The organism is Peterkaempfera griseoplana (assembly GCF_001418575.1).
In the GTDB taxonomy this organism is placed as follows: Bacteria; Actinomycetota; Actinomycetes; order Streptomycetales; family Streptomycetaceae; genus Peterkaempfera; species Peterkaempfera griseoplana.
Genome location: NZ_LIQR01000192.1, coordinates 15,998 through 30,780 on the forward strand (window position 1 = coordinate 15,998; position 14,783 = coordinate 30,780).

12 protein-coding genes are annotated in these 14,783 nt (G+C 73.3%); 2 read left to right on the forward strand and 10 right to left on the reverse strand.

Annotation, left to right across the window (positions count from 1 at the left end; translation table 11 throughout):
• Positions 1-164: 164 nt before the first annotated feature.
• The 7 genes from AOK09_RS15320 to AOK09_RS15350 all read right to left on the reverse strand — a co-directional run bounded on the left by AOK09_RS15320 (position 165) and on the right by AOK09_RS15350 (position 9,806).
• Entirely contained in the window at positions 165-410 is a 246-nt protein-coding gene (locus AOK09_RS15320; protein ID WP_055587746.1) for a Smr/MutS family protein, read from the reverse strand.
• A 509-nt stretch (positions 411-919) separates the two neighbouring features.
• Complete coding sequence (locus tag AOK09_RS15325; protein ID WP_055587747.1) at positions 920-3,304, reverse strand: phosphoketolase family protein; 2,385 nt, start codon at positions 3,302-3,304, stop codon at positions 920-922.
• 366 nt (positions 3,305-3,670) lie between these two features.
• Positions 3,671-4,684, reverse strand: a complete 1,014-nt coding sequence (locus AOK09_RS15330; protein ID WP_055587748.1) for a 2-hydroxyacid dehydrogenase — start codon at positions 4,682-4,684, stop codon at positions 3,671-3,673.
• A gap of 276 nt (positions 4,685-4,960) precedes the next feature.
• Positions 4,961-5,866: a universal stress protein gene (locus tag AOK09_RS15335; RefSeq protein WP_055587755.1), complete on the reverse strand. Its 906-nt coding sequence runs from the start codon at positions 5,864-5,866 to the stop codon at positions 4,961-4,963.
• A 151-nt stretch (positions 5,867-6,017) separates the two neighbouring features.
• The gene (locus AOK09_RS15340) at positions 6,018-6,650 is read right to left on the reverse strand and encodes a hypothetical protein (RefSeq protein ID WP_055587749.1); all 633 of its coding nucleotides are present in this window, start codon (positions 6,648-6,650) and stop codon (positions 6,018-6,020) included.
• Positions 6,651-7,148: 498 nt separating this feature from the next.
• A complete protein-coding gene (locus tag AOK09_RS15345) occupies positions 7,149-8,954 on the reverse strand; it encodes a sensor histidine kinase (RefSeq protein ID WP_322973179.1) in 1,806 nt (601 codons plus the stop codon).
• A gap of 159 nt (positions 8,955-9,113) precedes the next feature.
• Positions 9,114-9,806, reverse strand: coding sequence for a response regulator (locus tag AOK09_RS15350; protein WP_055587750.1), 693 nt, complete (start codon positions 9,804-9,806; stop codon positions 9,114-9,116).
• Positions 9,807-10,168: 362 nt separating this feature from the next.
• Between AOK09_RS15350 and AOK09_RS15355 the strand changes: the two genes are divergently transcribed.
• Together AOK09_RS15355 and AOK09_RS15360 are read left to right on the forward strand one after the other, a co-directional pair.
• Positions 10,169-10,822, forward strand: a complete 654-nt coding sequence (locus AOK09_RS15355; protein ID WP_107101344.1) for a CBS domain-containing protein — start codon at positions 10,169-10,171, stop codon at positions 10,820-10,822.
• A 474-nt stretch (positions 10,823-11,296) separates the two neighbouring features.
• A complete protein-coding gene (locus tag AOK09_RS15360) occupies positions 11,297-11,749 on the forward strand; it encodes a pyridoxamine 5'-phosphate oxidase family protein (RefSeq protein ID WP_175609305.1) in 453 nt (150 codons plus the stop codon).
• 144 nt (positions 11,750-11,893) lie between these two features.
• On the opposite strand, the gene AOK09_RS40150 is transcribed toward AOK09_RS15360, so the two are convergent.
• The 3 genes from AOK09_RS40150 to AOK09_RS15375 form a co-directional block, all read right to left on the reverse strand.
• Entirely contained in the window at positions 11,894-12,517 is a 624-nt protein-coding gene (locus AOK09_RS40150; protein WP_055587753.1) for an Rv1733c family protein, read from the reverse strand.
• 35 nt (positions 12,518-12,552) lie between these two features.
• Positions 12,553-13,239, reverse strand: a complete 687-nt coding sequence (locus AOK09_RS15370) for a CBS domain-containing protein (RefSeq protein WP_055587754.1) — start codon at positions 13,237-13,239, stop codon at positions 12,553-12,555.
• A gap of 755 nt (positions 13,240-13,994) precedes the next feature.
• Positions 13,995-14,753: an FAD:protein FMN transferase gene (locus AOK09_RS15375; RefSeq protein ID WP_245687302.1), complete on the reverse strand. Its 759-nt coding sequence runs from the start codon at positions 14,751-14,753 to the stop codon at positions 13,995-13,997.
• Positions 14,754-14,783 lie beyond the last annotated feature (30 nt).

Below are 14,783 nucleotides of genomic sequence, written 5' to 3' on the forward strand. Positions count from 1 at the left end.
GCGGACCCACCCCGCGGCCCGGACCACGCGCCGGTGACGCCGCGCGGGGACAAGGGCCGCGGGGAGCCTCGCAGCCGGGCTGCCGGGTTCATCTGCGGGGTCCGCCGCCTGCGGTCATGGCCCGCCCTCGGCGGACGAGGTGCCGGCAGCCGCGCTGCGGCTGGCTAGGTGAAGTACACCAGCACGCGGCCGGTGTTGTCCGGATCGGTCTCCCGGCGTACGTACAGCTTCCTGATGTGCTGCTGGTCGAGGAAGGCCAGGACGCGCCTGTGGAGCTGCCCGGAACCCTTGCCCGGGATGATCTCGGCGACCGGCTCCCCGGAGTGGGCGGCCGCGAAGAGGAACCGGCGCAGGGCGAGCTCGATGTCGCGGTTGTTCCGGAAGATCGGATGCAGATCCAGGCTCAGCATGCGATGACTCCTCTCGTAGGCACCGTCCCCGCACCGGCTGCCCTGCGTGCGCGTCCCGCCCTTGGTGACGTGAGCGGGTCGGGGGTCGGGCTGCGGCCGAACGCGTGGATGACCGGCAGGGTCAAGCTACCGTCCCGGCGACCGGTACCGCCTTCAGTCCGTATGCACCTTGGGTCCGCGGTCCGCACCGGGATGCCGGGGCACCGGTGGCGGCCCCGGCGTGACCACGGCCGTCCCCCGCCGGGTCGGGTCGCTCCTCGTGGGACCGGCCATGGGTTCCACCGGCCCCCTGGGAACACCACGAGGGCCGAGCAGGACCCTTGCCGGATCCGCTCGGCCCGTCAGCCATCGCCTGTCCTCTCGGGAGGCAAACCGCCGAGGACGCTTCGCCGCGAGTACCGGGCCGCCGCGAGGCGCCACACGGGCGGCGCCCGGCCCACGGCGGCGGGCCGACGGGAGGGGAAGGCCTCCTCCCATAGCTCGGTGCCGCCGTGGTCCAGCCTGTCCGGTCAGCCGGTCCAGGTCCAGTCGGCGACCTCGGGGAGGTCGGTGCCGTGCTCCCGGATCCAGGCGTGGTGGCGCAGCCGGGCGTCCTCCATCCGCTGGCGTACGGCGGCGGCACGGACCGCGAGCCCGGGAACGCGGTCGATGACGTCCATGACCAGCCGGTAGCGGTCCAGGTCGTTGCGCACCACCATGTCGAACGGTGTGGTGGTGGTACCGATCTCCTTGTAGCCGCGCACATGCAGGTGACGGTGCCCGGTGCGCCGGTAGGCGAGGCGGTGGATCAGCCACGGGTAGCCGTGGTAGGCGAAGACCACCGGCTTGTCGGCGGTGAACAGGCCGTCGTACTCGAAGTCGGTCATCCCGTGCGGGTGCTCCTCGCTCGGCAGCAGCCGGGCGATGTCGACGACGTTCACGACCCGGACGGCGAGGTCCGGCAGATGCCGGCGCAGCAGTTGGGCGGCGGCCAGGACTTCCTGGGTGGGTACGTCGCCCGCGCAGGCGAGCACGACGTCCGGTTCACGGGTGCCGTCCTCGGTGCCGGCCCACTCCCAGATCCCGGCGCCGCGTGCACAGTGGGCCTTGGCCTGGTCCAGGGACAGCCAGTCGTAGCAGGGCTGCTTACCGGCCACGATCACATTGACGTAGTCGCGGCTGCGCAGCGCGTGGTCCGCGACGGCCAGCAGGGTGTTGGCGTCCGGCGGCAGGTAGACCCGTACGACCTCGGGGCTCTTGTTGAGGATGTGGTCGACGAAGCCGGGGTCCTGGTGGGAGAAGCCGTTGTGGTCCTGGCGCCAGACGTGGGAGGTCAGCAGGTAGTTGAGGGAGGCGATGGGGGCCCGCCAGGGCAGGCGGCGGGTGACCCGCAGCCACTTGATGTGCTGGTTGACCATGGAGTCGACGATGTGGACGAACGCCTCGTAGCAGGAGAACAGCCCGTGCCGGCCGGTCAGGAGGTAGCCCTCCAGCCAGCCCTGGCAGGTGTGTTCGGAGAGGATCTCCATCACCCGGCCGTCACGGTCCAGGTGTTCGTCCACGGGCAGCGTCTCGGCCTGCCAGGCCTTGCCGGTGGCGGCGTAGACCGCCTGGAGGCGGTTGGAGGCGGTCTCGTCGGGTCCGACGAGGCGGAAGTCGCGTCGGCCGGCGGTGGCGCGCATGACGTTCTCGAGCACGTCGCCGAGGACGCGGGTGGGTTCGTGGAGGGTCGCACCGGGCTTGTCGACCTCGACGGCGTACGTCTCCAGCGGCGGCAGGGGGAGTTCGCGCAGCAGCAGTCCCCCGTTGGCGCGCGGGTTGGCGCCGAGCCGGCGGGCGCCGTCGGGTACGCAGGCCAGGACGTCGGGGCGGGGGCTGCCGTCGGCGTCGAAGAGTTCCTCCGGACGGTAGGAGCGCAGCCATGCCTCCAGTTGCCGCAGGTGCTCCGGGTTGTCGCGTACGGCGGCAAGGGGGACCTGGTGGGCACGCCAGGTGCCCTCCACGGGCACGCCGTCGACCTCGGCCGGTCCGGTCCAGCCCTTCGGGGTGCGCAGCACGATCACGGGCCAGCGGGGGCGCTCGGTCGTGCCGTCCTCGCGGGCGGCGCGCTGGATCGCGGCGATGCGCTGCAGCGCGGTGTCCAGGGCGCCGGCCATGGCGCGGTGGACCGCGGCGGGGTCGTCACCGGTGACGTGGATCGGGTGGTGGCCGTACCCCTGGAGGAGCGCGTCGAGTTCGGCTTCGGGGAGCCTGGCGAGCACCGTCGGGTTGGCGATCTTGTAGCCGTTGAGGTGGAGGATCGGCAGTACGGCGCCGTCGTGCACCGGGTCCAGGAACTTGTTGGAGTGCCAGGAGGCGGCGAGCGGTCCGGTCTCGGCCTCGCCGTCGCCGATCACGCAGGCGACCAGCAGGTCGGGGTTGTCCAGGGCGGCTCCGTAGGCATGGGAGAGGGAGTAGCCGAGTTCGCCGCCCTCGTGGATGGATCCGGGCGTCTCGGGTGCGACGTGGCTGGGCACGCCTCCGGGGAAGGAGAACTGCCTGAACAGCCGTGCCATGCCGGGCCCGTCCCGGGTGACGTCCGGGTAGGTCTCGGAGTACGAGCCCTCCAGCCAGGAGTTGGCGAGCACGGCGGGCCCCCCGTGGCCCGGCCCCCAGATGCACAGGGCGTTCAGGTCGCGTGCCTTGATGACGCGGTTGAGATGGGTGTGCACCAGGTTCAGCCCGGGTGAGGTGCCCCAGTGGCCGAGCAGCCGCGGTTTGACGTGCTCGGGGCGCAGCGGCTCGGTCAGCAGGGGGTTGGCCATGAGGTAGATCTGGCCGACGGCCAGATAGTTCGCGGCGCGCCAGTGGGCGTCCAGCGTCCTCAGCTCCTCGTCGGAGAGCTCTGCGGGCGCCTGCTGGGTGTGGTCGGACATGGGATTCCCTTCTTCACGTCGGATGGTCCGGCGGGTCGCCTTCCGCTCTCCCCCGCCCGACCGGCACGCCTCGGGGGCTCACCGCGTCGGACCCCTCCACGGAGGCCGGACCGCATGCGAAGGCGAGCGGGTCGAGGGCCGCTGGTGGCGACCGTGCCGGATGCCGGGCCGGCCGCCGGTCCTCATCGGAGCCGGTGGCGGTCGGGAGGTCGTCTTCTCATTGCAGCAGCAGATGAACGGTCGTCAGGAGTGCCGTTCGGCCCCATTGCGGGGGCCGGTGGCCCCGCCCCGGATGGGGCTTCGCTTCCCGGTCCGGTCGGGCGGGCGAGCGCGGACCGGGCTCGGAGGCCTCGGAGCGGCGGGTGCTCAGGCCGCGGGCGACCGGACGAGGGTGTTGTCGCCGGTGCGCCCGGCGAAGTAGTCTGCGACGTTGCCCGCGGTGGTCTCGGCGATCTGGCCGACCGCGTCCTGGGTGAAGTACGCCTGGTGCGAGGTGACCAGGACGTTGTTGAAGGTCATCAGCCGGGCGAGGCGTTCGTCGGTCATCACCTCCAGCGACTTGTCGAGGAAGAACAGTCCGGCCTCCTCCTCGTAGACGTCCAGGCCCACGCCGCTCAGCCGCCCGGAGCGCAGGGTCTCCAGGAGGGCGCCGGTGTCCACCAGGCCGCCGCGGCTGGAGTTGACCAGGATGGCGTCGTCCTTCATGAGGTGCAGCATCTTGGCGTCGACCAGGTGGTGGGTGTCGGGCAGCAGCGGCAGGTGCAGGCTGACGAGGTCCGCCTCCGCGAACAGCCGCTCCCGCTCGACGTACTCCATGCCCGCGGCCAGGCAGTCGGCGTTCTCCGCGATGTCCCAGCCGAGGAGTCGCATCCCGAAACCGTGGGCAATCCGGGCGAACGCCGCACCGATCTTGCCGGTGCCCACCACTCCCGCCGTCCGGCCGTGCAGGTCGCGGCCCATCAGCCCGTCGAGCCGGAAGTCGAACTCCCGGGTGCGGTGGGCCGCTCTGACGATCCGGCGGTTGACGGCCAGCGCCAGGGTCCAGGCGAACTCCGCCACCGAGTGGGGGGAGTAGGCCGACACACGCGCCACGGTCAGCCCGAGGTCCCGGGCCGCGTTCAGGTCGATGTTGTTGTAGCCGGTGGCCCGTTGGGCGACCATTCGGGTGCCGCCGTCGGCGAGCGCTTGCAGCACCGCCGCGTCCAGTGTGTCGTTGACGCTGCTCAGCACGACTTCATGGCCGGCCGCGGTCGGCACGGTGTCCCGGTTCAGGAAGAGCCCCAGGCAGCGCAGCTCATGGCGGCCGCCGAAAGCCCGGTCGAACACCTCCCGCAGCAGGGGCTGCTCGTCCGCGAGGACACCGAAGGCGACGATCTCCACGTGCTCTCCTTCTCATGGGGGCCGTGATCCCCCTCCACCGTAGGCGGGGGATGCCGTGCCACTCGTGATTCCTGGGGGTTCGGACCGGCGCCGCGGTGCAGGTCGGCGACGACCGCGCCGCGGGGACGTACGCAGCCCGGCGCCGGTCGATGCGTGCTCCCGGCCGGTGGCTGCGGCCCCGGCCACCCGCGGACGCCGGTGGCGTGATCGCCCGTCTGCCGGGCTTCGTGCCGTCCGCCCGGGGTGCGTACCGTGGGCGGGGCCTGCGCCCCGGCCTCAGTCGTGCGCGACGACGGCGACAGGGACGGGGGCATGGTGCAGCAGGGCGTGGGTGACGGTGCCGATGTGGCCACCGACAGCGGAGCGGCGGACGCGCCGGCCGACGACCACCAGGGAGGCCTCTCGGGAGGCGTCGATCAGCAGCCTGGACGGGCTTCCCCAGTGGGACTGCTCAAGGACCTCGACATGGGGGAACTTCTCCCGCCAGGGGCGCAGTTCCTCGGTCAGGACGGCGGCGTCGTCCTTCGCCAGCTCCCGCTCGACCGCGGGTTCCAGGGCCATGCCGTAGGCGTAGTACGGCGGCGGGTTCCAGGCGTGCACGACGCGCAGCGGCACGTTCCGGCGCATGGCGGCCTCGAAGGCGAAGCCGAGGAGGGCCTCGTCGGGGGTGCCGACGTCGAGCCCGAGGACGACCGGGCGGGAGGGGGCTGTGGTGGACTCGGCCCCGCCCTGGCCTGTCCTCGGCTCGTCGCCGGTCTGCTCCCCGGGGCGGACCAGGACGACGGGCCGTTCGGTGGACGCCACGACGGCCAGGGCCACCGAGCCGGCCAGGAAGCCGCCGAGGCCGCCCAGGCCGCGCGAGCCGAGGACGAGCAGTTCGGCGTCCTGCGCCGCGCGGGCCAGGGCTTCGGCGGGCCGCCCGGTCAGGTGTTCGGTGGTCACCTCGACACCGGGATGGCGAAGCCGCAACCCTTCGGCGGCCTCACGCGGCACCCGCTCGGTCCAGTGCCGCTGGATTCCGGCGCCCAGCAGCGGGGTCTGGGCCATGGGCTCCGGTACGGGCTCCCAGACCTGAACGAGCTTCACCGGCAGTCCGCGCAGTCCGGCTTCGTGGGCCGCCCATTCGGCGGCGGCGCGGCTCTCGGGCGAGCCGTCCAGACCTACGGTGATGGTGCGGGGCATGATCTCCACCTCCTGAATCGGGGTCCGGGGAGACCCGATTCCAGCGTTGTGTTCGGGGGGTTGCGGAACAGGGGCCACTGCTGCTTCGACGGTGGCCCGTGCAGGGCTCGGCGCGACGGTCCCGGCGCGAGGGCCGCCGCGCCGCGAGGTCTCAGCGCAGCCAGCCGTGGTCCCTGACGAGCGGGAGCCGTGCCCACAGGCGGCCCAGACCCCAGGTGGTGCCGGCGCCCGCGGCCGCCAGGGCGGACAGGGCCACCGCGTAGACGACGTGGTAGTCGGCGAAGGGATTGGACGACATGCTCGGCGACCCGTCCGACAGGTGCCTGGCGGGCGGCCACTCGGCGAGCCACATCAGCGCCATCATCGCCGTGCCGGCCACCGCCACGGGCCGCAGAGCCACACCGGCCATGACCGCCGTGCCGATGCCGAGCAGACCCAGCATGAACAGCCAGTCCGCCCATGCGGCGCCGGCCCACGAGTGGAACGTCGACTCCATGGGCCCGGCGGCGACGGAACTGAGGAAGCCCTTGGTCGGCGACCCGCCGTCGATCCAGCCCTTGCCGGAGGCGGTCGCGTAGCCGAGGCCGAAGGTCTTGTCCAGGAAGGCCCACAGGAAGACAAAACCGGTCAGGATGCGCAGGGACGCAAGAGTGAAGGCCTGAGCGGTGTGGGTGTCAGCGTGTGCCGGCACAGCGGGTGCGGGGACAGCGGGGGCGGGCCGGCGCCGGCGGAAGGCCGGCATGTGGAGGCCCTGGCTGCGGTGGAGGTGCTCCTGCACGGTCATGGCGGGTGTTCCCTTCGGGAGGTCTGGTCTCGTTCTCCTGACGCTCCCTACTCTTGTCGCGTGCGGCGCCCACCGCCGGATGCCGAACGGCCGCGACCGTGGGACTGAAGGTCCCCATCCGCAGGGCCAGTTGGGCGACCGCGCCGGACGCGGTACGCGTCACCGCTGCGCCGGCCCATCCGGCGGAGCGCGAGTGACGACACGTCAGGTCATGGCAGACAGGGCGTCACGCGGACGCCGGGCGCGTGCGGGAACCGCTCAGGCCGCGGGCGTGCGCGCCGAGCGGACGGAGCGGGCGGGGGCGGTCGCCGCGGGTCCGCCGCACCGCCTGTGGCGACGATCTGCGGGCCGTTGCCGTGGACGCCCGCGACGTCCCGGAGGCGGGTCCGGTCAGGGCGGGGCGGAGCCGGTCGATGTGGCTCTGCCGCGCCCCGCCTCACCCCTCTCCGGCCAGGAGGGCCCCCCACCGTACGCCGCGCACCTCACCGGCACGGACGGTCAGACAGGCCCCTGGCCCTCCCCCACGGGCACCCGCCATGTCAGCACGGTGCCACCGGCGCCCTCCTGGCCGGACAACTCCAGCTCCCCGCCCAGTTGCCGGGCTCGTTCGGACATGTTGTGCAGACCGCTGCGGTGGCCGCCGGGCGGGATGCCCACGCCGTTGTCGGAGACCGTGAGCCGCACCTCACGCCCGTCGGTCACCAGCCCGACCTCGACACGGTCGGCGTGTGCGTGCCGGGCGACGTTGGTCAGTGATTCGGAGAGGACCGCCACCACGTGATCGGCGATCTCCTTGGGCACGTCGGTGTCCAGGAGGCCTTCCATGCGCACGCTGGGGGCGAAGCCCAGGACCGGCGCCGCCTCGCCGACCGCGCGCACCACGCGCGCCCGCAGGTCGCCGCCGGGGGTGCCGTCGTCGCGTGACCGCAGGCCGAAGATCGTCGACCTGATGATCTTGATGGTCTCGTCGAGATCGTCCACCGCCCGCAGCACACGCTCCGAGGCCTCCGTGTGCTGGATGAAACGGCCGGCGCTCTGCAGGGTCATGCCGGTCGCGAACAGCCGCTGGATGGCCAGGTCGTGCAGGTCCCGGGCGATGCGGTCGCGGTCCTGCAGCACCGCGATCTGCTCGGCGTCCTTACGGCGGTCCGCCAGCTCCATGGCGACCGCGGCCTGTGCGGCGAACCCCTGCAGCGGCTCGGTCTCCTTCTCGGAGAACACCGTCCCGCCCGCCGCCCGGACCAGCAGCACCACGCCTCGTACACCGTCCGCGGAGCCGATGGGAACGGCCACGGCCGGGCCCATCCCGGTGAAGCGCGGCCCGGCGGCGGCATTCGTTGGGACCTCTGGTGGGACAGCCGGTGAGACCTGCGGTGAGGCCGCCGTCGCGCCGTCCCGGTGACGGGAGACATCCGGGTCGGTCACCGGCGCGGCGCTGGAGAAGGCCCGTCCAATCAGATGGTCGTCCGCGGGCACGACATGCCCGCGATGCGCCTCCGCCTCCTGCCCGATGGCGAGTTCGACCATGAGCGTCCCGGTGTCCTCCATGGGCACCGCGACCACCGCGAGCGCGGCGGAGGTGATCTCCCTGGCCCGTTCGGCTATCAGCCCGAGCACCTCGCCGCGGTCACTGCCGGACATGAGGCTGTGGGTGATCTCGGCGCTCGCCCGCAGCCAGCGTTCACGCAGCCGGGACTCCTCGTACAGCCGGGCGTTGTCGATGGCCACCCCGGCCGCCACGGCCAGCGTCGAGAGGACCGACTCGTCCTCCTCGTCGAACTGTGCTCCGCCCCGCTTCTCGGTCAGGTAGAGGTTGCCGAAGACCTGGTCGCGCACGCGGATGGGTACACCGAGAAACGTGTTCATCGGCGGGTGGTGGGGCGGAAAGCCGTAGGAGGCCGCATGGGCTGACAGTTTGGGCAGCCGCAGCGGCTCCGGGTGCCGGATCAGCTCGCCGAGGATGCCGTGGCCCTCGGGGTAGGAGCCGATCCGGGCGATCTGCCCCTCCCCCATGCCGACGGTGAGGAACTCCGACAGGCGCGTGCCGTCCGGACCGATCACGCCCAGGGCCGCGTACTCCGCCTCGACCAGGACGGCCGCGGCCTCCACGATGCTGCGCAGGGCCTGTTCGAGGTCCAGCTCGCGGCCGACCGAGAGCACCGCCTCCAGCAGGCTGTGCACCCGGTCCCGGGTGCCGCGGGCAGCGTCCAGGCGGGCCTGCAACTCCTCCAGCAGCTCGTCGAGCCGCAACTGCGGCAGCCGCACCCGGGCACCCCTGGGGGCCCTCACCAGCGATTCTTCCAAGCCCCTCACCCTGCCGGCAGCTGACCGTCCCCGTCCTGGACACGTTATCGGTCCAGGACGGACGGCGGTATGCCGACCGTCCCCCCGGCCGGGGGAGCAATGCTCCCCGGACGGTGCGGGCGACGGGGCGGCGGCGACGGTTCCGCCGGCCCCGGGACCTCAGCGCCCTTCCTGCCGCTGCCGGTCCTGGACCTGGGTGGCGATGACCGCGGCCTGGACACGGCGCTCCACACCGAGTTTGGCGAGCAGTCGGGAGATGTGGTTCTTCACCGTCTTCTCGGCGAGGTACAGGCGCTGGCCGATCTGGCGGTTGGTGAGGCCCTCACCGATCAGGCCGAGGATCTCCCGCTCTCGCTCGGTCAGGCCGGGCAGGGCGTCCGGCTCCTCCTCCTGCCGCTGCCCGTCCCGCAGCCGGGCCATCAGCCTGGCGGCGGCGCTCGGGTCCAGCAGGGACTGGCCGCGGGCCACGGTACGGACTGCGGACACCAGGTCCGAGCCCCGGATCTGCTTCAGGACGTATCCGGAGGCGCCCGCCATGATCGAGTCCAGCAGCGCCTCCTCGTCGTCGAAGGAGGTCAGCATCAGACAGGCCAGCTCCGGCATGCGCGAGCGCAGCTCCCGGCACACGGACACCCCGTCACCGTCGGGCAGCCGGACGTCCAGCACCGCCACCTGCGGGCGCAGCGCGGGGACGCGCACCAGGGCCTGCTCCACCGTGCCGGCCTCGCCTGCCACATCGATGTCCGGCTCGTCGTTCAACAGGTCGCGCACTCCACGTCGTACCACCTCGTGGTCGTCCAGCAGGAAGACCCGGATCGGGCTGCCGGGGCCGGGCTGCATGCTGTCCGCCATCACTTGCTCCCTGGATCTGCGTTCCTCGTCGACGTCCACCCATGACCGTACGGGTCTCCGTACCGGGATACTGCCCGGGTCCGCAGCGAAGGACCAGGGCCGGTCGGCCCTGTTTCCCCGGGGCCGGAGGCGGTCGTACCGTGCGGGGGGCCAACCGGCGGGACGTCAGACACCCCCCGGGGTCGCGGGCCGGCACCCCCGGCGGTCGGCCACGGGCGGCATCTGACGGGGTGCAGGCCCGTCGCCCCCTGGAAGGAGGCCGCACGGCCCTGCTCCTGGGGCCCGGCAGCCCCTGGCCCCTGGCTCGGTCCTCGCAGCAGCCTGGAGCTCTCGCGCTCGCACCGGTGGAGAAGGGAGACGCCATGAGGACTCGCACCGTCGGGGAGGTGATGACCGACGAGGTCGTCCGGGCAGACCGGCGGACGACGGCGGACGACGTGGTGCGGCTGCTGGAGCGGCACCGCATCCGCGCGCTGCCGGTCGTCGATCACGACGACAAGGTGATCGGGGTGGTCTCCGGCACCGACCTCGCACGCGGCTCTGCGGCCGCCACCGCCGGCGAGCGGATGACGAGCCCGGCGGTCACGATCCACCCCGAGCAAGCTGTGCCGGACGCCGCGCGGGTGATGGCCCGCCATAACGTGGGCCGCCTGCCCGTGGTGGACGAGGAGGACCGCCTCATCGGCATCGCGACCCGCCGTGACCTGCTGCGGGTCTTCCTGCGTACGGACGAGGAGATCCGCCGGCAGGTGCTGGACGAGATCCTGGCCGGGGCGTCGGCCCTGGCACCCGGCGCCTTCGCCGTCTCCGTCCGGGACGGCACGGTCGTCCTGGAGGGACGCGTCCGGCACCGCAGTGATGTCGCTCTGGCGATCCGGTCGGCCTGGCGCTCGGAGGGAGTGGTCGGTGTGGTCAGCGACCTCGGCTTCGACATCGACGACTGCCTCCCCGTGCAGCCGGACGCGCAGCCCCTCCGTCCCGATCCGGTCACCCGATCGGCAGAGGCCACGCCGTGATGCACCCTGCGCCCGCCCGTGGTTCGAGCGGCTGACCGGGCCTGTCCGCAGAGGGAGCGGTCGCCCGCGGCTCTGCCTCCCCTGCACCCCCCGGCAGGCCTGGAGCGCCCGTGCCGGGCACCACCCACCGCGGCCCACGAGCAGCAGCGCCCACCCGTCACCCGCCGCACACCCGTACCCGGCGACAGACGCACCGCTCGGCGGACGGCAGGGCCGGCCGGACGTGGACCAGGGCCGTTGGACCCTGGTCAACAGAGCTCCGCTGCGGTTCCAATGAGCTGGTCGAGCCTGCCTGTGAGCCCTGTCGCGTCCGGCGTGACGGACTGTCAGTCACTCACCTGCCGGCTCGAAGAGACGACGTACATCCCGCAGCGGCGACCCGCCCGTCACCACACGCGACCGGCTGGGCGGCAGCACCCGCTCTCCGGACGAAGACACCCAGCAGTGAGCAACCAGACCGTACGGAAGCCCGCTATGACCAGCGACCAGCCCCAGCCCCTTCCCACCGGACCGCGCCGGAGCGTCGAGCTCGACGGCGACGAGGCCCTGCGACTGCTGGGCAGCGTGTCCTACGGAAGGATCGTCTTCACGCGTCACGCACTGCCGACCATCCGTCCGGTGAACCACCTCCTGGACAACGGCGACATCATCATCCGCACACACGAGGGCGCGGCGCTGACGTCGCGCGCACGCCAGGCGGACGGCCAGGGCGTGGTCGTGGCCTACGAGGCCGATGCCATCGACCCGCATGAGCACCTCGGCTGGAGCGTGACGGTCACCGGCTACGCCCATCTGGTGACCGAGCCGGACGAACTGGCCCGCTACCGTGAGCTGCTCAACCCCTGGGCGAATCAGGCCATGGACTATGCGGTCCGCATCCGTCCGGACCTGATCACCGGCATCCGGCTCACCGCCGTGGACTCCTGACTCACGGTCCATGGGCCACCGGTGCCGGCCGTGCGGCGCCGCCCCGTACCGACAGCGCGCCCGGGCGCATCGGCGACCGCGCGGCCGTCGAGCCGCCCCGGACGACGACGGCGCGGCGCGTGCCGTACGGCGGCGGCGGTACGGTCAGGAGGAGCGGGACCGCCCGGACCAGAGCGGCTCCACCCGGTCCCACTCCCGCTCCCACATCGCCGCGCTCACGGCGTCGGTCCGCCGCCGGCCCAACGCGAGCACGGCCCCGCCTGCGACCGCGCACCCGGTCAGCACGGCGAGCCCGGTCGACGCCGCCCCGGCCGCCGAGTCGGCCGTGCTAGGCGGCGGCCCGGCGGGCGTGCCGGAGTCGGTCACCCACACCTCCACCGCGGCGCCGCGCACCGTGTCCGCCGGAACCGTCACCTCCCCCGTGTGCACCCGGCCCGCCGGATAGCGCCAGCGGGCCTCCGCCTGCGCGGGGACGCCCGGCGCCCAGTCACCGGCCGGGGCGGCGGCCTGCGTCGTCGCGGTGACACGGTGCAGATGCGCGGCCTCCTCGGTGACCGCCCGCCGCTCCGAGTCGAACGCCGCCACGCCGGCCAGGACGGAGGCGGCCACCGCCGGCCCGGTCAGGAGCAGCGCCCCCCAGGCCAACCGGGCGCGGGCCCGGTCGCAGGGGCGGCGCAACGGGTTGCCGTCCCTGCCGGTGGCGCGGCGCAGCCGGGTGCGCCAGGCGGGCCGGGAGGCTCCGCGGGGCTGTGGTGCGTCGTGGTGCATCGAGTCCACCTCCTGGGGGCGCAGCGGCCCTGTCGTCAGCCGCCGGACACCTGGCCGGCCGGGCGGACCACGATGTCGTCGACCCGGTGGCCGAGACGGTCGTCGACCGAGACCACGCCGTCGACGCCGCGGCACAGCCGGACCAGGGCCTGCTGCTGGCTGCGCCGTTCCAGGGTGCCGGAGAGCGTCACCCGGCCGTCCTCCACGCGGACGCCGACCGCGTCGGGCCACAGGCTGAGGGTCCGTTGCAGCAGGTCGTGCCGGATCTCCTCCCGGATGGCCCGGTCCTGGCGCAGGTAGACCCGGAGCAGGTCACCGCGGCTGACGATGCCGATGAGGCGTCCGGCCTCGTCGACCACGGGCAGCCGCTTGAGGCGGCGGCCGTCCATCAACCGGGCCGCCTCCACCACCGTCCACTCCGGCCTGGCGCAGACCGCGGGGCTCGTCATCAGCCCGCGGCCGTCGACGGCCGTGCTCCTGGCACGGTCACGGGGGGACATCCGCGCCGGAGGCAGCAGCCCCACCGGATCCTCCCCGGCGGCGGCGTGCCGCAGCAGGTCCGCCTCGGAGACGACTCCGAGGGGGCGGTCCTCGTCGTCCACCACCGGTACGGCAGTGACGTCGTTGCGCTCCAGCAGCCGGGCCAGCTCCTTGAACGGGGTGTCGGGCCGTGCCCGGACCACTCCGGTGGTCATCAGCTCTCCCACAGTCCGGTGTCGCATCGTCAGACTCCCTTCGCACAGTGCCCGTCCGCGTCTCCTGCCGACGCGCCGGTCTCCCACCTCCACTGTGCCGACGGGTCACCGCCCGCACCTGGGCCTTGTGGGCCCTTGCCCCCTGCCGACCGGCCCTGGGACGGGACCCCGTCCTGCCCCCTGGGCCACCGCCATGAGCCGCGCGCGGCGGCGGGCGCGCCTCATGTCCGCCGGTGCAGTGCGTCGAGACGGCTTGGCGATGACGGCTCGTCAGGATCGGACGCCGTGGATGTGAGGGCGCAGTGGCCCGGCGTCGTGCTGCTCATGACTCCTCGTGGCTCAGGGCCCCCGCCCGGAGTGTCCGGCAGCGCCGCCACACCGCCTCGGGCGACGTCGCGTAACGCAGTCCTGACGGGCCGTCACGCAATGCGCGGTTGCTGCGCAGGGGTACGTCGGCGTCGCACCGTCAGCTCACTGTTGGGCAGCAGCAGATGATGCTCCACGGCCGCGACTGCGGTCCCTGCGTCGCTGTCACGGGGGGTGCCGTGAGCGGTCCCGTGCAGCGTTGCCGGTGCCGTCGGCCACGGCACTCCGGACGCACCGGGCCCCGTCGCTCCACGGCAGGCCGCCCCGTCCCGGCCCGGGCAGCGGAGGCGGATGCCGGGCACCACTGCCCGGTCATGGACCGGGCGGGCGGCACCGGCTCTCCGCGAGCGGCAGCCTCGACCGGGATTCCTCCGACGCCGCCCGGCGGCCCGAGCACTCCTGCGGCTCCTTCGGGTTCAGGCCCGGATGCCGACGGCGTGGCGGGCGAAACCGGTGGTGTGCCACAGGCCGCCGTCCGAGGTGACCGCGAAGGCCTCGGTGTCGGGCAGTTCCTCGAGCCAGTCGCGAGCCGCGTCGCCCATGGCGTAGCCCGCGGTGGCCCAGGCGTCGGCCTCGGTCAGGCTGCGGCAGAGCACGGTGAGGGAGGCCAGGGAGGTCTCCGGGGGCAGCCCGGTACCGGGGGCGAGGATGTGGCAGCCCCGTTCGGCCGGGCCCGAGGTGGCCACGGCCAGGTCGTCGTCGGCCGCCACGACCGCGGCCAGCTGTCCGGGCCGCAGCGGGTCGGCGATCCCGACCCGCCATGGGCCGCCGAGGAGCTGGATGTCCCCGCCGCCGTTGAGGCAGACGCCTTCCGCGCCCGCCGCGTACAGCATCCGGGCGGCCCGCTCCACCGCCCAGCCCTTCACAAGTCCGGTCGGGTCGAGCGGGCCCGCGTACCGTGCGCTGAACCAGCCGCGGCTGCGCTGCTCGGCCTCCTCGCACCGCCGCAGCACCTCCCGGATATCGGGGTCGCAGGCCGCGAGTGTCAGTTCCCCCCGGGCCAGTCGGCTGACCTGGCTCTCCGGCCGGTACGTCGAGAAGACCGTGTCGGCCTGGTGGAGGGAGGCGACCGCGGCGCTGAGCGCGTCGTCGAGCCCGCCGCCGCGGACGTCGAACGAGAAGACGGTGCCCATGGCCTCTTCGACGTGGTGCAGTCGCTCCGTGGTGTCAGGCATTGGCCTGGTCCAGGGCGCTCTGCAGGGACT

Bases quoted from the DNA above. Each gene is read 5' to 3' on its own strand.
- AOK09_RS15320 (WP_055587746.1), bottom strand. From the start codon at position 410: ATGCTGAGCCTGGATCTGCATCCGATCTTCCGGAACAACCGCGACATC.
- AOK09_RS15325 (WP_055587747.1), bottom strand. From the start codon at position 3,304: ATGTCCGACCACACCCAGCAGGCGCCCGCAGAGCTCTCCGACGAGGAG.
- AOK09_RS15335 (WP_055587755.1), bottom strand. From the start codon at position 5,866: ATGCCCCGCACCATCACCGTAGGTCTGGACGGCTCGCCCGAGAGCCGC.
- AOK09_RS15340 (WP_055587749.1), bottom strand. From the start codon at position 6,650: ATGACCGTGCAGGAGCACCTCCACCGCAGCCAGGGCCTCCACATGCCG.
- AOK09_RS15350 (WP_055587750.1), bottom strand. From the start codon at position 9,806: ATGGCGGACAGCATGCAGCCCGGCCCCGGCAGCCCGATCCGGGTCTTC.
- AOK09_RS15355 (WP_107101344.1), top strand. From the start codon at position 10,169: ATGAGGACTCGCACCGTCGGGGAGGTGATGACCGACGAGGTCGTCCGG.
- AOK09_RS15360 (WP_175609305.1), top strand. From the start codon at position 11,297: ATGACCAGCGACCAGCCCCAGCCCCTTCCCACCGGACCGCGCCGGAGC.
- AOK09_RS40150 (WP_055587753.1), bottom strand. From the start codon at position 12,517: ATGCACCACGACGCACCACAGCCCCGCGGAGCCTCCCGGCCCGCCTGG.
- AOK09_RS15370 (WP_055587754.1), bottom strand. From the start codon at position 13,239: ATGCGACACCGGACTGTGGGAGAGCTGATGACCACCGGAGTGGTCCGG.
- AOK09_RS15375 (WP_245687302.1), bottom strand. From the start codon at position 14,753: ATGCCTGACACCACGGAGCGACTGCACCACGTCGAAGAGGCCATGGGC.